This is a genomic window from Haloarcula limicola (assembly GCF_010119205.1).
In the GTDB taxonomy this organism is placed as follows: domain Archaea; phylum Halobacteriota; class Halobacteria; order Halobacteriales; family Haloarculaceae; genus Haloarcula; species Haloarcula limicola.
Genome location: NZ_WRXM01000002.1, coordinates 149,522 through 167,201 on the forward strand (window position 1 = coordinate 149,522; position 17,680 = coordinate 167,201).

Here is a 17,680-nt window from a genome sequence, read left to right on the forward strand (position 1 = left end):
GATAGGCGGTTATGAAACTCATTCAGTTGTTCGTCCCCACCGAGGACCGCACGGCGGTGCGGGACGAACTGGCGGAGATGAACGTCGAGTTCGTCTTCGCCGACGAGGACACGCACCGGGGCGGCAGTATCGCGCAGATACCGGTCCCCTCGGGCGCGGTCGATACCGTCCTCGCGCGGCTGTACGACGTCGGGCTCGACGAGGACACCTACACCGTCGTCACGGACGTCGACCGCGCGACGGTCCCGAACGTCGACGAGTTGACCGAGAAGTACGTCGACGGGCCGAAGGGCGACCGCGGCGCGTCCCACCCGGAGATCCGAGAGCGCGCGGCGGACCTCACGCCCGATACCGCGACCTACGTCGCCTTCGCAGCGCTGAGCGCCATCGTCGCGGTCGGCGGGCTCTTACTCGACTCGGCCATCGTCATCGTCGGCGCGATGGTCATCGCGCCCTTCGCCGGGTCGACGCTCTCGGCGAGCGTCGGCCTCGTCATCAGCGACCGCGAGATGGTCGTCGACAGCGTCTCCTCGCAGGTCGTCGGGCTGGTCATCGCCTACGTCGGCGCGGTGGCGATGGGCGTGTTCTTACAGCAGACCGGGTTCGTCCCGTCGACGCTCAGCGTCTCGCTGGTCACGCAGGTGGCCGCCTTCGCCACGCCGAATTCGCTGACGCTGGCGATCGCCATCGCGGCCGGCCTCGCGGGCGCGCTCGCGCTGGCGACGGACCTCCCGGTCTCCATCGCCGGCGTGGCCGTCGCCGCGGCTATCGTCCCCGCCGCCGCCGCCGCCGGCATCGGAACGGCGTGGGGCGAACCGCTCCTCGTCCTCGGCGCGGTCGTGCTCCTCCTGATGAACATCGTCTTCATCAACCTCGCGGCCTACCTCGCGCTCGTCTCGCTCGGCTACCGCTCGTCGGTCATCCGGAGCGTCCGCGAGAACGCGGCCGTCTCGGTCCGGTCGGGCGCGTACGCGGTCGTCATCGTCGCCTTCGCCGTCGTCATCGCGCTGACGAGCGTCGGCACGTATCAGCACGTCGTCTACGAACAGGAGGTCAATCAGGAGGTAGAGGAGGTGCTGGCCGATCCGACCTACAGTTCGCTCGAACTGGTCAGCGTCAAGACGGGGTACAACGACATGAACCTCCTCGGCCGCGACGAGTCGGTCACGGTCACGGTCAGTCGGTCGAGCGACGCCCAGTACGAACTACTCGACGAGAACGTCCAGTCGAACGTCTCCCGGGCGACCGACCGCCCGGTGACGGTGCAGGTCCGGTTCCTCGACTTCCAACGGGCACAGGCCCAGTCGCAGGGAACAGACGAAACGCCGCAGGTCGACGGGTGGGGGACCCGTGTCGCCGACTGGGCCGGCGCGGCGTGGGAGCGACTGACCGGTGCGGTCGGCACCGCGGGCGGTATCCAGTGTGCCGGCGGCTGTTGAGCGCGGTCGGACGATTACGACGGGAGGTCGGCCGTCACGCTGGGGAGGTCGCGCTCGAGCGTCCCGAGGGGGATCCGCTTCGTCGACGGGACGTCCAGCCACGCCTCGGTCGTGAGCGACCCGTCGACGTGGAGCGTCTCGGTCGGCCCCTCCGCGGGGAGGTGCCGCTCGACGCGGACCGCCTCCTCGGTCCCGCTCTCGATCATCGACCGCTCGATGTTCACCGGTGGCGACCCGTGGGCGTCCTCGGCCCAGAGCACGTTCGCGACCGTCTGTGACCGCTCCGTGTGCCCCAGCCGGAGGTTCACGGCGGCGACCGTGAGATCGACGGGCAGCTCGTTGGTGACCGAGACCTGAACGCGGACGTCCGAGGCGTCGTCGCCCTCGAACTCGACGGTCATGTCGCTGATATCCACGTCGCGCTCCATCCTGCTCTCGAGGTTCTGGACGATGTTCTCTGAGAACCGCCAGCCGAGGATGGGGACGTACTTCAGATAGCGCGCCGCCCACGCCAGCGCCCACAGGCGAATGATCATACCGCTTCGTGACCACGGCGGGCCAATAGGGTGTCGCATGCGTGTTCGACTGCGCCGAATCGCCGTCGCCGCCGCCACCTCGCCGGGATGACTCGTCCCTCGCCGAGAGCGTTCCGGACAGCCGCCGAGAAACGAATCGAGCACCGAATAACAGGCAGGCAACTTATCCGGAAGCGTCGATTCGTAGCGTACACATGGACCCGGTCGTGCTCGCCGTCGAGACCAGCCCCATCGAGAGCCTGTTGCTGGAGCTGTTACCCGTCTTCATCATCGCGGCCGGCGTCGGGATCTTCGTCGCCAAGATCGGGCGCTTTCCCTACACCATCGCGCTCCTGCTCGCCGGGTTCGCCGTCTCGGTGCTCGGGGCCGACATCGACATCAACCTCACGCACGACCTCATCCTGCTGGTGCTCCTGCCGCCGCTGCTGTTCGAGGGCGCGGCGACGACGGACTTGGACCGCCTGCGGCGCAACGTCGGCCCGGTGCTGGCGATGGCCGTCGTCGGGCTGGTCGTCTCCGTCGCCCTGCTCGGCTACATCGGTCAGTACGCCTTCGGGTTCCCGCTGCTCATCGCGCTCCTGTTCGCGGCGATGGCGCTCCCGACCGACCCCGTGAGCGTCCTCGCGCTCTTCGAGGAACTGGGCGCGCCGGAGCGCCTCTCCGTGCTCGTCGAGGGCGAGTCGCTCGTCAACGACGGCGTCGGCGTCGTCATCTTCTCGACCTTCTTCGTCCTGATACAGGAGGGAGCCGATCCGGCCGAGCTGTTCACGTTCGGCGGGCTGACCGAACTGGGACTGCAGATGGTCGTCTCCAGCGTCGGCGGCCTGCTCGTCGGCTTCGCGGCCGGCTACGCCGTCTACACCGTGATGGCGAACCTAGACGAGAACATGACCGAGACGGTGCTGGCCTTCATCCTCGCCTACGGCTCCTTCCTGCTGGCCGAGCACTACCTCGGCGTCTCCGGCGTGATAGCGACGGTCGTCTCGGGGCTGCTCATCGGCAACCGCGGCGCGGAGAAGGCGATGACCCCACAGACGAAAATCACCGTCTTCAACTCGCTGGAGACCGGCGCGTTCATCGTCAACACGTTCATCTTCCTGATGATCGGCGTCGAGACGCCCATCGGCGACTTCCTCCGGTACGGCGAGCACGTCCTCATCGCCATCCCGCTCGTGCTCGCCGCCCGGGCCGCGGCGGTCTACCCGCTGACGGCGCTGGTCAACCGCGTCACGGAACCCGAGGTCCCGATGGGCTACCAGCACGTGATGCTGTGGGGCGGCCTCCACGGGTCGATTCCGATCGCGCTCGTGCTCGGCCTGCCCAACGACTTCCCGCTCCGACAGCAGTTACTGGCGATGGTGTTCGGCGTCGCCGCCTTCTCGCTGGTCGTCCAGGGCCTGTCGATGGGCTCCCTGCTGAACCGGCTGGGCGTCGTTACCCGGTCGGACGCCGAGGAGCTGTACGAACTCCTCGTCGGCCGCGCTCGCGCGGTGGACGCGGCGCTCGAGGCCGCCGAAGAGCTGGACGCCAGCGGCGACATCCCGACGGAGGTGTACCAGGACTTCAAGGGAGAGTACACCCGGGAGAAGGAAGACCTCAACGACGCCATCGCCGAACTGCTCCGCGAACACGGCGAACTGCGCCACGAGCAGGTGTTACAGGGCGAGCGCCGGGTCCTCACCGAGGAGAAGAGCGCCATCATGGACGCCACGAGAGAGGGCATCATCGCCGACGACATCGCCGAACGGCTCCTGGAGGAGACGAACCTCAAGCTCGATCGGGTTCGGGGCGGCGAGACGACCGTGCAGGCCGACCGCGAGGGGTACGAGGAGTTCTGGCGCTCGCGGGCCGACGAGTTCGGACTGGAGATCGACGAGACCGAGGGCGAGACGGGGACCGAAAGCGAGACCGAGACCGAAGGCGAGACGGAGAGCGACGAGGGCGCGGCCAGTCCGTCCTGACGACCGACGCCAGCGAAAGCGGCCGAGACGCCTGTTATCGCAAGCACGGACCACATTAGCGTCTCGACGGACGTTCGAGTCATGTCTCAGGAGAGCGAACCCAGCGAGACGCTCGCATACACGCGGATACTGGAGACGGAGATAGAGAGCGCGCTTCGGGAGTTCGAACGACCGACGTCGGGGCTCGCTCTCTCCGGGTTGTCGGCCGGCCTCAACGTCAGCTTCGGGGCGCTGTTCATGGCGATGGCGCTGACGTTCATGGGGCCGTCTCAATCGGGGTTCCTCCGGCAACTGATACTGGCGAACGCCTCGGCCATCGGGTTCGTCCTCGTCGTCCTCGGACAGACGGAGCTGTTCACCGCCCACACGACGATGGGAATCCTCCCGCTGCTCGACGGGCGCGGGAGCGTCCGGCAACTCGGTCGGCTCTGGGTGATCGTCTACGGGTCGAACCTCGTCGGCTGCGCCGCGTTCGCCGTACTGATGGCGACCGTCGGCCCGGCGATGGGGATCGTAGAGCCCGCGGCCGTCGGGACGCTCGCGGCGAACCTCGTCCCGTTTCCCCCGCGGACGATCCTCCTGAGCGGCGTCATCGCCGGGTGGCTTATGGGGATGGTGACGTGGCTCATCTCGGCCGCCAGAAACACCGTGGCGCAGTTCCTCTTCGTCTGGCTCATCACGGCCGGCATCGGCTTCGGACCGTTTCACCACTGCCTCCTCGGTTCGACCGAGGTCCTCGCCGCGCTGCTCTTAGACCAGGGCGTGACTATCGGCGAGTACGCCTACTTCCTCGGCTGGACGACGCTCGGCAACGTCCTCGGGGGCAGCGTGTTCGTGGCGCTGTTGAACTACGGCCAGGCCGTCAGAGGCGGCGAGCCGAAAGACGTCGACGTGGACGCGCACCAGGAGTGACAGGGTTACTGCGGCGGTTCCTCGACCCCGGTCGTCGGGAGAACGTGGTCGGCGACGACGAGGACGCAGATGGCGAACAGGATGATGCCGGCTTCGAGCGCGCTGGTCAGCAGGCCGAGTCCGACGATGAGCGTCGTCGCGCAGGCCGGGGCGTGTCGGAGGTCCGTCCGGAGCATCGCGAAGCTCGTCAGCGCCACCGAGAGGAACCCGGCGGCGACGAGCTGTAGCCCGGGCATCGACATCGCGGGCGGGATCTTGGTGACCGACAGGCCGGGCGCGATAGTGTGGTACGCGAGGAGCCCGCTGACGACGCCGAAGAAGTGCCCGCCCAGCGCGCGCTGCCACTGGCTCGTCGCCGCCGACGGCGTCACCGCGAGCGCGTACGCGGACGGACCGAGGCTCGGAAAGAGGAACGGCTGTCCGGTCGCCCACGCCAACAGGACCAGCAAGAGGAGGAGACTGCACGTCCGTCCCGTCGAGAGGAGCGCGTCGCTCGTGGTCGGCTGCTCTTCCAGTGGCTCGAAAACCTCCATGGTACCGGGCTAGCCGCCCGGGCTGAAAGGGCCGGTGGTTGCAAATGCGCTACTGATGGGACTGAGAGGCGAGTCTCCCTTTTCATGCAGGCGACGGGTTCTTCCGCCGGTTGGGCGAAAGGACGGTGTGCGCCTCATTCAGACACGTGTCGGGGACGAAATAGAAGCCGAGGTCATGGCGGTGCTGGAGGAGGAGAACATCGAGCACATCGCCGCCGCCGAGCGCGACGAGAGCGACGCGATCATCCTCTACTTCCCGCTGCCCGACGGCGCGGTCGAGAAGGTGATGGACCGCCTCTACGACGCCGGGCTCGACGAGGACGCCTTCACCATCATCACTGACATCCAGTCCGCCACCACGCCGACGTTCGACGAACTGGAGAGTCAGTACACGCAGGGACCCGACGACGAGGTGGGTCTCTCGCACGCGACGCTCCGAGCGAACGCCCGCGAGGTGACGCCGGGCCGGGCGATGTTCGTCACCTTCGCCGCCCTGAGCGCGATCGTCGCCTCCGCCGGTCTGATGCTCGACTCGGCCATCGTCATCGTCGGCGCGATGGTCATCTCGCCCTTCGCCGGCTCGGCGCTGTCGGCCAGCGTCGGCGCGGTCATCGGCGACTACCCGTCGATCCTCGACAGCATCAAATCGCAGCTGCTCGGTCTCGTCGTCGCCGTCAGCGCCGCGACGGGGGCCGCCGCCGTCTTCAGGTGGGGGTACCTCGTCCCGCCGAACCTCGCCATCCAGAACATCTCGCAGGTCAGCGCCTTCTCGATCCCCATCGTGCTCACGTACGTCATCGCGATCTTCGCCGGTGCGGCCGGCGCGCTGGCGCTGGCGACCGACCTCGACGTCTCGCTCGCCGGTGTGGCCGTCGCCGCGGCCATCGTCCCCGCCGCCGCCGCCGTCGGCATCGGTGTCGTCTGGCAGGAGCTGACGGTGATCTTCGGGGCGCTCGTCCTGCTCCTGATGAACCTCCTGCTCATCAACCTCTCGGCGTACGTCTCGCTCACGCTGTTCGGCTACCGCGCGTCCCCGTCGGCCTCGCTCGCGTCCCACGTCAACGTAGACGCTCGGACGGCCGTCTACGCCGTCGTCGGTGCCGTCGTCCTCGTCGCGCTCCTCGGCGCGATCGTCAGCACGTATCAGTACCTCGCCTTCGTCGAGACGACAAACCACAACGTCGAAGACGTGCTGACACAGCCCCGGTACGACGAACTCGAACTCATCGACGTCCAGACCGACTACGGCGCGCAACTGGTGCGGAAAGGCGACAGCGACACCGTCTCCATCGTCGTCGGCCGGACCTCCGACAGGGAGTACGCGTCGCTCTCGGCGACGCTGCAACGAGCGATCGCCGAGGATACGCCGAGAGCGGTCACGGTCGAGGTGCAGTTCACGGACTATCAGCGAACCGAACCGACGACCCAGACTCGGTCTTCGCTCGTGGCACGGCCTGACGGCGGCGTTTGAGGGGTTCTAAGACGTGACTCTCGACAGTGAGATATAGAGATGAGGCGGCTGGGGAGCTGTGACCCCAGTTCTCGACCGGCAAGAAACCGGCCGAAATGTGGATGGGCCAACGCGGATTGTGAACCGGAGGAAGACGCTCGTCTCGCTACGCTCGACGCTGCGACTTCCAGGGCACAAATCCGCTCGGGTTCATTTTTACGGACTCACGACTCACTCCGTTCGTAGTTCATCCGAAAAATGGGCCAACGCGGATTTGAACCGCGAACCTCCCGGTTATCAGCCGAGCGCTCAACCTGATTGAGCTATTGGCCCAGGCGAGCGCGTTTTGGTGTATCCGAGGGGCATAGAAAAGGGTAACGTTTCGGAACCCCGGGTGAGAAACCGCACCAGGGCGTCAGTTCCCGTCGCGTTCCTCGAAGTCGACGTCGGTGGCGTCGTCGGCGTCGAAACCGCTACCGCTCGGCGACCCGCCGCTCGGACCGCCCGGGCCGGCCGGGCCGTCGGAGCCGGTCGCCTGGCCGCCCTCGTTGGGGAAGCCGCCGATGTACACCTGACCGCTGGCGAAGCCACCGGTCTTGGCGTCGATGTAGGGTCTGACGACCCAGCGGCGCGTCGCGGCGCGGATCGGGTAGCGCGTGAGCGGCACCGCCAGCAGGAGGCCGACGAAGTCCGTCACGAGGCCGGGCGTGAGGAAGAACGCCCCGGCGGCGATGAGCAGGCCGCCGTCGATGAGTTCGTCCGTCGGCACCTCGCCGCTGGCCAGTTTCCGCTGGATCGCCTGGAGCGTCGCGCGGCCCTCCGCGCGGACCAGCAGCATGCCGATGAGCGCCGTGAGGACGACGAGCGCCACGACGACGAGCGGCGGAATCGGATAGATGATCCCCGTCGCCAGCGCCACCAGTAGTACCGCGTCGAACAGCGGGATGAGCAACAACAGCCCGATGACCCGGAGCATACCCTCGCTTGCAGGTCCGGCCCCAAACGCCTTTCGAGAGGTAGCGAGGAATCGAGCGACGCGAGATTCCTCGGAAAGCGACCCGCTGGGCGAAGCGGGCGGGGCGACTCCGCTACCGCTCGCGGACGCGCGCTCGCACCGGGTCCGTCGGCGAGAGCGTGATACGCATCGCCAAGTCCAGCGGCGGTTCGGTCACCGCCTCGAAGCGAAATCGCTGGGCGAGCGTGGCGATGGCGAGTTTGGCCTCCATCCGGGCGAAGCGCATACCGATGCAGTGGCGCGGGCCGCCGCCGAAGGGGTAGTAGGCGTAGTCGGGCAGGTCGGCCTCGAACTCGTCGGTCCAGCGCTCGGGGCGGAAGGCATCGGGGGCGTCGTACCACCGCTCGTCGCGGTGGACGAGCCACTGGGGAATCGTCAGCTGGGCGTCTGTTCCGATGTCGTACCCGCCGAGCGTGACCGGGCGAGTGGGCTGGCGAAACGTCGTAAACGCCGGCGGGTAGAGGCGCAACACCTCGGTCAGCACCGAGTCGAGGTAGGGCAACTCGAAGAGGTCGGCGGGCGTCGGGTCCGATCTGCCGAGCGTCTCGTCGAGTTCCTCGCGGAGGCGGCGCTGTCGCTCGGGGTGGTTCCCGAGCAGGAACCACGCGTAGGTCAGCGTCAGCGCCGTCGTGTCGTGGCCCGCCACCAGAAACGTCAGCAGTTGGTGGCCGAGCCGCTCGCGGTCCATCGTCTCCTCGTCGAGCGAGAGCAACAGCGAGAGCACGTCGTCGCGGGCCTCGCGCGTCTCGGTGGCCTCGGCCCGCCGCTCGGCGATGACCTCGTCGAGCGTCGCCTCGAAGGCCGCGCGGGTGCGCTTGATCCGGCGGTTGCTCGGCGTCGGAACGCCGAGGGGAACGTACGCCGACAGCGAACTGGGATCAGTCCGTGTCCGAAGCGCGTCGAGCAGCGGTTCGAGCGTCGCGGCGGTCCGCTCGACGTCGATGTCCAGGAGGGTCTTCCCGAGGATGCGGAGCGTGAGCGACTGCATCTCCGGCAGCAGGTCGACGCGGTCGCCGTCGTCCCACCCGGCGGCGGTCTCGGCGGTGAAGTCGGTCATCGTCTCGCCGTAGGTGGCGATCCGTTCGCGGTAGAACGCGGGTTGGAGGGCGGTCCGCTGGCGCTGCCACTCCTCGCCCTCCAGCAGGAAGAGGCCCTTCCCGATGAACTCCCCCAGCGTGTCGCGGAGGAGCCGACCCTTCTCGTAGTCGCCCTCGTTCGTGACCAGCACCTCCTCGACGAGGTCCGGGTGGGTGAGGAAGTAGCCCGTCGTCCCGGCGACGTTGTAGCCGACCACGTCGGCGTCCATCGCGCCCACGCGGTCGTAGAAGCCGAGCGGGTCTCGGAGCATCGAGAGCGTGTTGTCGAGGAGGGGAATCCGACCGAGGCGGGGCGGTCGGTCGCCCGGCGTCGTCGGTCCGCGCCGCGTCGACCGGACCTGTTCGGGGCTCATACTCGGAGTTGGGACTGCGCCGGAATCGGTCTTTCGCCGGGGCCGCGGCCGGAAATCTCACCGGAGTGAGAGGGCCTTTGTACGGCCGTCACCGAGACGCGGTATGGACGAGTTCGCGGCGGAGACGAAAGTCGAGTGGCGCGAGTGGGGGGCGGCGGCGTTCGAACGCGCCGCCGGCAGCGGCAAGCCGGTCCTACTGTCGCTGACGGTAGCCTGGAGCCCCGAATGCCGGGCGATGGACCGCGGCGTGTTCGGCGAGCCGCGCATCGCGGCGAACATCAACGACGGGTTCGTCCCGGTCCGCGTCGACGCCGACCGGAACTCCCGCGTGCGCGAACGCTACACCATGGGCGGATTCCCCTCGACGGTGTTTCTCACCCCCGAGGGCGAGGTCATCACCGGCGCGACGTTCCTCGGTCCCGACGGGTTCCGCGGTATCCTCGACAGCGTCCGGGAGTCCTGGGACGCGAAGGGGGCCGCGGCCGGGTCGATCCCGCGGCAGTTGCGCGACGAAGCGCCGCCGGCCGGGGAGCTGCGCCCGCGAATCGAGGAGCACATGATCGAGCAGTTGCTCGGCGCGTTCGACGAGGAATACGGCGGCTGGGGAACCGACGTGAAGTTCCCGCTTCCCCGAACTGTCGAGTTCGCGCTGGTGCGCGCCCGCGACCAGGCGACGCGCACGCTCGAAGCCGTCCGCACGCACCTCCTCGACACGTACGACGGCGGCTTCTTCCGCTACGGGACCGGCCGCGACTGGTCGAACCCGCGCCGGGAGAAGCTCACAGACGAGAACGCGGCGCTCGTGCGGGCGTTCGCCCACGGCTACCGCTACACCGGCACCGACGCCTACCGCGACGCCGCCCGGCGGACCGTCGAGTACCTCACGACCGACCTCTGGTCGGGCGAGGCCTTCGCGGCCAGTCAGGCCGGCGACGACGACTACTACCAGCTCGGCGCGAGCGAACGAGAGGCCCGCGAGGTCCCGCACGTCGACGAGACGGTGTTCGCCGACCGGAACGGGCTGGCGATCGACGGCCTGCTGTGGTTCCACGCCTACACGGACGACGAGCGCGCCGAGCGGTACGCGCGACGGGCGCGCGATCACGTCTGTGACGCCCTCGTCGAAGGGGGCGAAGTGGCTCACTACGCCGGCGACGACAGCGACGCCGGCCTCCTCTCGGACCAGGCGCAGTTGCTGCAGGGACTGACCACGAGCTGGCAGGTCCTCGGCGAGGGCGGCCCGGCCGAGGCCGTCGCCGACTGGACCATCGAGAACCGCCAGCAGGGGACCGGCGCGTTCCGCGACGGTCCCGATACGGGCGCGGGGCTCTGTGGGCGCTCGCTCCACCCGCTTGACGCCACGGTGGAGCTGGCCGACGCGCTCGTCGACCTCGCGGCGCTCACCGGCGAGGACCGCTACCGCGAGGTGGCGACCGAGGCCGTCGAATCGTTCGCCGGCGCGGCCGAGCGGATGGGCGTCGAGGTGGCCGGCTACGCCGGCGTCGCCGCCCGGCTGCTCGACCCGCAGCGACTGGTCGTCGGCACCGAGGCCGGCACCGACCTGCACCGGGCGGCGCTCCGGCTGGCCGACCACGAGACGACGGTCGTCCCCGACCCCGACGGCGACGGGACCGCCCGCCGATACGAGGGCGAGACCGTCACGGCCGAGGCGTCCGCGCCCGCCGACCTCGAAGCGGCGCTGACCGGCGACTGACCGACCGTCGACCGCCTGGAGACCGGCCAGCGGCTATTCGGTCGGCTATGAACCGCGAGCAACGGTGAGAAACGGTAAACCTTCGCTGAGTTTATGCCCCCCGAATAATATTAGGAAACATGGCGAGTCTGAGAGACCTCGGCCTCTCCGAGTACGAGGCCAGAGCGTACCGGTCCCTCCTGGAGACGGGGCCGACGACGGCGAAGGACCTCTCGCGAGCGAGCGACGTTCCGATGGGGCGCATCTACGACGTGTTGAACAGTTTAGAGACGTACAACCTCGTGCGGAGTCAGACGGCGAGTCGGCCCAAGAAGTACGTCGCCGTCGAGCCCGACACCGCGCTGGACCGACTGTTAGACGACAAGAAACAGGAGCTCGCGGAGAAGGCGAACCAGTACGAGGGCATCGTCGAGGACCTCTCGGAACAACTGGAGTCGGCCGAGCCGGTGAACGAACCGTTCTGGACGGCCGCCGTCGGACAGGACGAGACGCTCGACCTCCTCTTAGAGCGGCTGGCGGCCGCCGACTCCCGCATCGTCATGGTCGGGTCGATCCCGGCCAGACAGGTCGACGTCGTCGAGGCGACCGAGCGCATCGTCGACGAACTCGAATCGGCGCTCGAACGCGGCGTCGAGGTGTCGCTGCTGGTCCGACCGGACCTGTTCAAGACCCTCCCGCGGGAGGTCAACCGGGAGTACTACGAGCGGCTCAGCCCCCACGAGAACTACAGCGCTCGCGCCAGTCCCAACGTGACGACGACGTTCGAACTCATCGACGACGTCGAGGTGTGCATCGAGGTGCCGCACCCGCTCGGTCGCGACGAGATGTTCGGCGTCATCGACCTCAAGGACCCGGAGTTCACCGCCGATATCAGCGCCGCCTTCGACGACCACTGGGCCGAGGCCCAGACCATCAACCCGCCCTGAACCCGCTCTCGCTCGCCGGGCGCAGGCTCGTTTTCGCCCGCTCTCAGGCCGTTTCGAGTTCGCTACGGAGGTCGCCCAGTTCCGCCACCCGCTCGGCGTGGGCGTTGTGCTGGTGGATCGACTCGTCGTTGGACTGTTTCATCGTGACGATCGCGTCGTCGGAGAGCTCCGGGAAGTGCTCGACGACGCCCTCGGCGAGCGCTCTGACGCAGTCCTCGACGAACTTCGCGTCCCTGTGTGCCTCGTAGGTCATGTGGTCCTCGTCGGGCCGCTTCGCGAGGTTGTAGATGCGGGCGCTCATCGAATCGCGAGCCACCTCGATGAGTTCGTTGAGGTCCACTTCCGGCGCGCCGTCGCTCTTGACCGTCAGCGTGGCGTGGCCCCGCTGGGAGTGACCGGCCTGGGGCATCGTCTCTAAGAACTCGTCGATGACCTCGTCCTCGATGTTCATACCGCGGAGCGTCTCGCGGGCGCGAGCGGCGGACATCCCCTGCGAACAGGGACACACCGTCATCCCGGTGACGCGGGCACCGATCTCCTCGCTGGTGCCCTCCTCGGTGGCCGTCGCCGAGGCGATGATGTCGGCCGTCGACTGGGTGGCCATCCCGCTCTCGGGGGTCTTCTCGTGGGTGACGTACTCGGCTTCCATCCGGACCTCCGCCTTCGTCGTGTAGTCGTGTTTCTCCAAGAGGAGGTCGGCGGCGTCGCCGCAGACGTCCTCGACGCGGTAGGCCTGCTCGGAGACCGCGGTCTCCAACGTCTCGTCGATGACCTCCATGTTGCGGGACATGTCCGCGCCCTTCCGCCAGGACGGGAGGTCGACGAACACCTCGAACTCGGCCATCAGGACGATCGGGTCGCGGTCCCGCCGACCGAGTTTGACGAGCTTCTCGACGCCCGTCACGCCGACGCGGTTGAGACCCACTGTCACATCCGGACTCGACGCCTGCACGTCCGGCAGTTGCTGGCTCATTGAACACGGTTATGGAAGAGACCGGGTTAGGGCTTTCGAAACCCGCGGTTTCGGCGGCCGGATGCGCTCGTCCAGGTCACTCCGTCGCCGGCGACGCCCGGTTCAGGTCGCGGAACACGGCTTCGAAGTCGGTCTCGTCGAACCCCGCGGTGACGTCGTCGAGGGTCTCCCGGACGGCGTCGATCTCCCGTTCGAGGGACTGGAACGCCTCGCTCGTGGCGAGTTCGGCCTGGGACTTGTTCGCCACCAGCGCCGCGCGTTTCCCCGTCAGCGCGTAGTACTCTCGTATCCGCTTTTCGTAGGTGGCACACCGCATGAGATGCTCTATCGTCTCGTACAACGCGCCCCGCGAGACCGGCTTGACGACGTAGTCGTCGAAGGGCATCTCGACGATGTCGAAGCCCGGTTCGACCGCCGTCACCATCGCCACTCGCATCCCAGGCCCTCGCTCGCGGATAGTCGACAGCACCTCGTCCCCGGAGACCCCCGGCATCCGACGGTCGAGCAGCACCACGTCGACCGACTCGTCGAGGGCGTCAAGCGCCGACTCGCCGCTATACGCCGTCTCGACGGCGTATCGCTCGCGGAGCTGTGCGGCGTACGCGTCGGCGACGTCGGCCTCGTCGTCGACGACGAGAATCGTGTCTTCCCCACCGGTTGTCATCTGTCCACCTATCGGTGTGTCAAATGATGATAAAAGCGTTCCGCTACCCGTCAGTTAACCGTCAGTTCCGAGTCCCGACCTCGAACCGGAGAAACTACGCTCGCTTCGGAACTGCCGACGATTACTCCCCGACGATGTCGTCGTACTGCGCGCCAGTCTGCTTCAGCGTAGCCGTCGAGTAGAGGCGGTCGTGGTCGTACGGCAGGAACTCCGCCGCCAGTTCGTCGATCCGCTCGTCGACGGCGTCGGCGTCCCGGCCGTGAATCATGGTGAAAAGGTTGTACGGCCAGTTCTGTTCGGGCCGACGCGGTCGGTGATAACAGAGCGTGACGGACGGTAACGCGCCGACGCGCTCGCCGCGCTCGTCCAACTGCTCGTCTGGGACGTCCCAGACGACCATGCAGTTGTTGTCGAAGCCGGTCGTGACGTGGTTGACGACACAACCGACGCGCTTGATACAGCCCGTCTCGCGGAGCTTCCGGACGGCGGCGAGCACGTCGGCAACGTCCGCGTCGATAGCCGTCGCGACATCGCGGTACGGCGTCTCCGAGAGCGGGAACCCCTCCTGGATCGCCAGCAGGAGCCGCCTGTCCAGCGCCGTGAGGTCGGCCGCGGCGTCCTCGCTGATCCGGGTCGCGCTGGCGTCGGTCCCCTCGATGGACTCGCGAACTCGCGGCCTATCGGCCGCTCGCCCATCCGGAGACCCGCCCTCGGGGCGCGTCTCCCTGGCGAACCTGTCGCCGTTGACCACCGGAAATTCGAGGTCGATGTAGTAGTCGGTCAGCATCGGCAAGACCAGCACCTCACAGCCCGTACGGTCCTCGATGTCGGCGAGGATCTCGTCGCGCCGGTCGCGGGAGCCGGCGGTGACGACGAACCACATGTTCCACTCGTGGTCGCGGGCGTAGTTGTGGTTCACCTGCCGGTAGTCGTTGACGACGGCGGCCACCTCGTCGAATCGCTCCGGCGGGACCGAAACCGCCGCGAGCGTCGACGAGCCGATGACCGGCGGATTTAGTACTGGACCGAACCGCCGGAAGATCCGCTCGTCGTGCAGGCGCTCGACCCGTTCGAGGGCCTCCTCGCCCGTGATACCTAACTGCTCACCCACCGCCTCGAAGGGGCGTTCACACACCGGGAAGTCGCTCTGGAAGCCGTCGACCAGCGCGGCGTCCACGTCGTCGATGCGCTCGCGCCAGTCGCCCGACGGAAGGCTCATTGGCCGGGCTTAGGAGCGAATACTGGTATCACTTTCGGGCCGTCGCCGTCACAATATGCGAGGGAAACACAGGGGCTTTCAAACTCCGTGTCGAAGTCCCTCCTATGGCACAAACGACCCCTGAGTACGGCGACTGGCCGCTCAAGCGGCTGATGACGGAAGTCGTCGGCTCCGGACACAAGTCCGCCGACGACATGACTCGCGAGCAGGCCAGCGAGGCCTTCCGGCGCATCCTCGCCGGGGAACCGGATCACACGACGCTGGGCGCGTTCTGGCTCGCCAACCGCTGGAAGCGCAACAACCCCGAGGAACTGGGGGCGTACGTCGACGTGATGCGCGAGGAGTCCGTCGTCACCGCCGAACCCGACGCCGACCCCGTCGACTGCGGCGCGAACTACGACGGCAAGGGCCGGTCGGCCATCTTCGGCGTCGGGGCCGGCCTCGTCGCCGCCGCCGCCGGGACGCCCGTCGTCGTCCACTCGGGCGACCGCGTCCCGACCCAGAAACAGGACGCCTACAAGCACGTGCTGGACGAACTCGGCGTCCGCACCGACCTCGAACCCGAAGACAGCGCCGGGATGGTCGACGAAGTCGGCTTCGGCTTCTACTACCAGCCCCGGTTCAACCCCGGTATCGAGAAACTGTCCGAACGCCGTGACATGATGGGCGTCCGGACCTTCGTCAACACCGTCGAGACGCTCGCCAACCCCGCCAACGCCGGCGTCCACCTCGGTAGCTTCTATCACCTGCCGTTCGCCAAGAAGATGGTTCGCACCCTCAAGAACGCCGAGACCAGCACCGTCTCGCGCGCCCTGTTCTTCCAGGGGATGGAGGGCTACGACGACGTGCGCCCCGGCGAGACGGTGGTCGCCGAGTGGCCCGTCGAGGGCGGCGATTCGGACGACGAGGACATCGCCGACTTCGAGATCCGCACCGGCGACTACGGCATGGACGTGACGAGCGAGGACCTCGAAGTCGACGACGTGGCCGGCGACTCCGCCGCCGTCACCGAGGCAGTCCTGACCGGCGAGCGAACCGACGGCTTCGCCGACGCCGTCGCGCTCAACGCCGCCCTGCGTATCTACGCCCGCGAGGACGCCGACAGCATCGAGGACGGTCTAGAACAGGCCCGAGGGGCCATCGAGGACGGCAGCGCGGCCGAGGCGCTCGAAGCGCTGCGGGACTTCTGACGCGGGGTCCCGCCGGCGGCGTCGAGACCCGCACGAACGCTTTTCGTTCCGTTCCCCCTACTCGAAGTATGCGCATCGGTATCATCGGTACCGGAAACGTCGGCACCGCTCTCGCCCGCGGCTTCGTCGGCGCGGGCCACGACGTCGTCCTCGGCTCTCGCACGCCGGATTCGCCGCCGAACGGGCTCGGAGCGGTCGGCGACGAGGTGGCCGTCGAACCGCAGGGGCAGGCCGCCGAGGACGGCGAGGTGGTCGTCCTCGCGGTGCCGGGCGGCGCCGCGCCGGTCGTCGCGGCCGACCTCGCCGGACACCTCCGAGCGAAGCCCGTGATAGACGCGACCAACGAGTACCCCGAGGCGACGGCCGAGCGGTCGCTGGCCGCTCGCGTCGCCGACGCGGCCCCCGACGCCCGCGTCGTCAAGGCGTTCAACACCATCGGCGCGGAGCGGATGACGGCCCCCGAGATCGACGGGGAGCGGGCGACCATGTTCGTCGCCGGCGACGACCGATCGGCCCGCGAGACGGTGACGACGCTCGCCGCCGACCTCGGTTTCGACCCCCTCGTCGCCGGCGACCTCGGGGCCGCGACCCACCTCGAACACCTCGCGCGCCTCTGGATCCACCTCAGCGCGGACCGCGGCCGGGACATCGGCTTCCGACTCCTGCGAGAGTGAGCGGCGGGCCGTCGCGCCGACGAAACCCACAACCCCGCCCGCCGCTAACGTCGACCGATGCCAGCCACCGACGCGGCCGCCACCGAGTGGACCGTCCCCGCCGACGGCGAGGCGTGGTCTCACGAGACCGTCGAGACGAACGGCGTGGAGTTGCACGCCGTCACCGCGGGCCCCGAAGACGGCGAGTTGGTCGTCCTCCTCCACGGCTTCCCGGAGTTCTGGTACGCGTGGCACCACCAGATCCCGGCGCTGGCCGAGGCGGGCTATCGCGTCGTCGCGCCGGACATGCGCGGATACAACCGCTCGGAGAAGCCCGACGGCGTCGACGCCTATCACGTCGACGAACTGGTGAGCGACGTGGCGGGAGCGGTTCGGGCGTTCGGCCGCGAGAGCGCACACGTCGTCGGCCACGACTGGGGCGGCCTCGTCGCGTGGCAGACCGCCATCGATCGCCCCGGCCTCGTGGACCGATTGGCCGTGCTGAACGCGCCCCACCCCGCGCGGTACGAGCGGGCACTCCGGCGCTCGCCCGCCCAGCTGGCGAAGTCGTGGTACGCCTTCGCCTTCCAGGTGCCGCGCGTCCCCGAATGGAGCCTGCGGCACGACGACTTCGCCGCCCTGGAGCGAATGCTCCGCGAGAAGCCCGTCCGACCGGACGCGTTCACCGAGACGGATATCGAGCGATACGAGGCCGCGCTCGACCGACCGGGCGCGCTGACGGCGGCCGTCAACTACTACCGGTCGCTGTTCCGCCGGAACGCGCGACTGACGCTCACGCGGGGCGGTCTCGGCGAGGCGTCCGTCGAGGTGCCGACGCTGCTGGTCTGGGGCGAGCGAGACGGGATGCTCGACGTTCGCCTCACCGAGGGCCTCGACGAGTGGGTGGCAGACATCCGGATCGAACGGCTCCCCGACGCGAGCCACTGGGTGCAGTTCGACGCGCCCGACCGCGTGAGCGAGCATCTGCTCTCACATCTATCCTGAGACCCGTCCGGCCCGACGCGGCGGTTCCCGAGCGGTGAGG

General features: G+C 68.3%; 16 protein-coding genes and 1 tRNA gene. 9 read left to right on the forward strand and 8 right to left on the reverse strand.

Annotation, left to right across the window (positions count from 1 at the left end):
- Positions 1-11 precede the first annotated feature (11 nt).
- Positions 12-1,439 carry a DUF389 domain-containing protein gene (locus tag GO488_RS10240; RefSeq protein WP_162317733.1) on the forward strand — a complete coding sequence of 476 codons (1,428 nt, stop codon included), beginning with the start codon at positions 12-14 and terminating at the stop codon, positions 1,437-1,439.
- 14 nt (positions 1,440-1,453) lie between these two features.
- Here the strand turns inward: GO488_RS10240 and GO488_RS10245 are convergent, their stop codons facing one another.
- On the reverse strand, positions 1,454-1,975 hold the full coding sequence (locus tag GO488_RS10245; RefSeq protein ID WP_162317734.1) for a hypothetical protein: 522 nt from the start codon (positions 1,973-1,975) through the stop codon (positions 1,454-1,456).
- Between the two features lie 194 nt (positions 1,976-2,169).
- Here GO488_RS10245 and GO488_RS10250 point away from each other — a divergent pair, with 194 nt between their 5' ends.
- Together GO488_RS10250 and GO488_RS10255 are read left to right on the forward strand one after the other, a co-directional pair.
- Complete coding sequence (locus GO488_RS10250; protein ID WP_162317735.1) at positions 2,170-3,936, forward strand: cation:proton antiporter; 1,767 nt, start codon at positions 2,170-2,172, stop codon at positions 3,934-3,936.
- Positions 3,937-4,017: 81 nt separating this feature from the next.
- A complete protein-coding gene (locus tag GO488_RS10255; RefSeq protein WP_162317736.1) occupies positions 4,018-4,848 on the forward strand; it encodes a formate/nitrite transporter family protein in 831 nt (276 codons plus the stop codon).
- Positions 4,849-4,853: 5 nt separating this feature from the next.
- Here GO488_RS10255 and GO488_RS10260 read toward each other — a convergent pair whose 3' ends face one another.
- Positions 4,854-5,381: an HPP family protein gene (locus tag GO488_RS10260; protein WP_162317737.1), complete on the reverse strand. Its 528-nt coding sequence runs from the start codon at positions 5,379-5,381 to the stop codon at positions 4,854-4,856.
- A 127-nt stretch (positions 5,382-5,508) separates the two neighbouring features.
- Between GO488_RS10260 and GO488_RS10265 the strand changes: the two genes are divergently transcribed.
- Entirely contained in the window at positions 5,509-6,852 is a 1,344-nt protein-coding gene (locus GO488_RS10265) for a TIGR00341 family protein (protein WP_162317738.1), read from the forward strand.
- A 238-nt stretch (positions 6,853-7,090) separates the two neighbouring features.
- Here GO488_RS10265 and GO488_RS10270 read toward each other — a convergent pair.
- The 3 genes from GO488_RS10270 to GO488_RS10280 all read right to left on the reverse strand — a co-directional run bounded on the left by GO488_RS10270 (position 7,091) and on the right by GO488_RS10280 (position 9,296).
- Positions 7,091-7,164 (reverse strand) — tRNA-Ile (locus tag GO488_RS10270).
- 82 nt (positions 7,165-7,246) lie between these two features.
- Positions 7,247-7,807, reverse strand: coding sequence for an FxsA family protein (locus GO488_RS10275; protein ID WP_162317739.1), 561 nt, complete (start codon positions 7,805-7,807; stop codon positions 7,247-7,249).
- 112 nt (positions 7,808-7,919) lie between these two features.
- Positions 7,920-9,296, reverse strand: a complete 1,377-nt coding sequence (locus tag GO488_RS10280) for a cytochrome P450 (RefSeq protein WP_162317740.1) — start codon at positions 9,294-9,296, stop codon at positions 7,920-7,922.
- Between the two features lie 103 nt (positions 9,297-9,399).
- On the opposite strand from GO488_RS10280, the gene GO488_RS10285 reads away from it, so the two are divergent.
- Together GO488_RS10285 and GO488_RS10290 are read left to right on the forward strand one after the other, a co-directional pair.
- Positions 9,400-11,010, forward strand: coding sequence for a DUF255 domain-containing protein (locus GO488_RS10285; protein WP_162317741.1), 1,611 nt, complete (start codon positions 9,400-9,402; stop codon positions 11,008-11,010).
- A gap of 119 nt (positions 11,011-11,129) precedes the next feature.
- Complete coding sequence (locus tag GO488_RS10290; RefSeq protein ID WP_162317742.1) at positions 11,130-11,936, forward strand: TrmB family transcriptional regulator; 807 nt, start codon at positions 11,130-11,132, stop codon at positions 11,934-11,936.
- Between the two features lie 43 nt (positions 11,937-11,979).
- Here the strand turns inward: GO488_RS10290 and mptA are convergent, their stop codons facing one another.
- The 3 genes from mptA to ahbB form a co-directional block, all read right to left on the reverse strand.
- On the reverse strand, positions 11,980-12,909 hold the full coding sequence (gene mptA / locus GO488_RS10295) for a GTP cyclohydrolase MptA (protein WP_162317743.1): 930 nt from the start codon (positions 12,907-12,909) through the stop codon (positions 11,980-11,982).
- A gap of 76 nt (positions 12,910-12,985) precedes the next feature.
- Positions 12,986-13,573: a HalX domain-containing protein gene (locus tag GO488_RS10300; RefSeq protein WP_162317744.1), complete on the reverse strand. Its 588-nt coding sequence runs from the start codon at positions 13,571-13,573 to the stop codon at positions 12,986-12,988.
- Between the two features lie 121 nt (positions 13,574-13,694).
- A complete protein-coding gene (gene ahbB / locus GO488_RS10305) occupies positions 13,695-14,792 on the reverse strand; it encodes a siroheme decarboxylase subunit beta (protein WP_162317745.1) in 1,098 nt (365 codons plus the stop codon).
- Positions 14,793-14,896: 104 nt separating this feature from the next.
- Here ahbB and GO488_RS10310 point away from each other — a divergent pair, with 104 nt between their 5' ends.
- The 3 genes from GO488_RS10310 to GO488_RS10320 all read left to right on the forward strand — a co-directional run bounded on the left by GO488_RS10310 (position 14,897) and on the right by GO488_RS10320 (position 17,640).
- Complete coding sequence (locus GO488_RS10310) at positions 14,897-15,982, forward strand: anthranilate phosphoribosyltransferase (RefSeq protein ID WP_162317746.1); 1,086 nt, start codon at positions 14,897-14,899, stop codon at positions 15,980-15,982.
- Positions 15,983-16,050: 68 nt separating this feature from the next.
- Positions 16,051-16,656 (forward strand): NADPH-dependent F420 reductase, encoded by a 606-nt coding sequence (locus GO488_RS10315; RefSeq protein ID WP_162317747.1) that lies wholly within the window; start codon positions 16,051-16,053, stop codon positions 16,654-16,656.
- Between the two features lie 57 nt (positions 16,657-16,713).
- The gene (locus GO488_RS10320; protein WP_162317748.1) at positions 16,714-17,640 is read left to right on the forward strand and encodes an alpha/beta fold hydrolase; all 927 of its coding nucleotides are present in this window, start codon (positions 16,714-16,716) and stop codon (positions 17,638-17,640) included.
- Positions 17,641-17,680: the final 40 nt, after the last annotated feature.

Bases quoted from the DNA above. Each gene is read 5' to 3' on its own strand.
- GO488_RS10285 (WP_162317741.1), top strand. From the start codon at position 9,400: ATGGACGAGTTCGCGGCGGAGACGAAAGTCGAGTGGCGCGAGTGGGGG.
- GO488_RS10315 (WP_162317747.1), top strand. From the start codon at position 16,051: ATGCGCATCGGTATCATCGGTACCGGAAACGTCGGCACCGCTCTCGCC.
- GO488_RS10280 (WP_162317740.1), bottom strand. From the start codon at position 9,296: ATGAGCCCCGAACAGGTCCGGTCGACGCGGCGCGGACCGACGACGCCG.
- mptA (WP_162317743.1), bottom strand. From the start codon at position 12,909: ATGAGCCAGCAACTGCCGGACGTGCAGGCGTCGAGTCCGGATGTGACA.
- GO488_RS10245 (WP_162317734.1), bottom strand. From the start codon at position 1,975: ATGATCATTCGCCTGTGGGCGCTGGCGTGGGCGGCGCGCTATCTGAAG.
- GO488_RS10320 (WP_162317748.1), top strand. From the start codon at position 16,714: ATGCCAGCCACCGACGCGGCCGCCACCGAGTGGACCGTCCCCGCCGAC.
- GO488_RS10260 (WP_162317737.1), bottom strand. From the start codon at position 5,381: ATGGAGGTTTTCGAGCCACTGGAAGAGCAGCCGACCACGAGCGACGCG.
- GO488_RS10250 (WP_162317735.1), top strand. From the start codon at position 2,170: ATGGACCCGGTCGTGCTCGCCGTCGAGACCAGCCCCATCGAGAGCCTG.
- GO488_RS10240 (WP_162317733.1), top strand. From the start codon at position 12: ATGAAACTCATTCAGTTGTTCGTCCCCACCGAGGACCGCACGGCGGTG.
- ahbB (WP_162317745.1), bottom strand. From the start codon at position 14,792: ATGAGCCTTCCGTCGGGCGACTGGCGCGAGCGCATCGACGACGTGGAC.
- GO488_RS10275 (WP_162317739.1), bottom strand. From the start codon at position 7,807: ATGCTCCGGGTCATCGGGCTGTTGTTGCTCATCCCGCTGTTCGACGCG.
- GO488_RS10290 (WP_162317742.1), top strand. From the start codon at position 11,130: ATGGCGAGTCTGAGAGACCTCGGCCTCTCCGAGTACGAGGCCAGAGCG.
- GO488_RS10300 (WP_162317744.1), bottom strand. From the start codon at position 13,573: ATGACAACCGGTGGGGAAGACACGATTCTCGTCGTCGACGACGAGGCC.
- GO488_RS10310 (WP_162317746.1), top strand. From the start codon at position 14,897: ATGGCACAAACGACCCCTGAGTACGGCGACTGGCCGCTCAAGCGGCTG.
- GO488_RS10255 (WP_162317736.1), top strand. From the start codon at position 4,018: ATGTCTCAGGAGAGCGAACCCAGCGAGACGCTCGCATACACGCGGATA.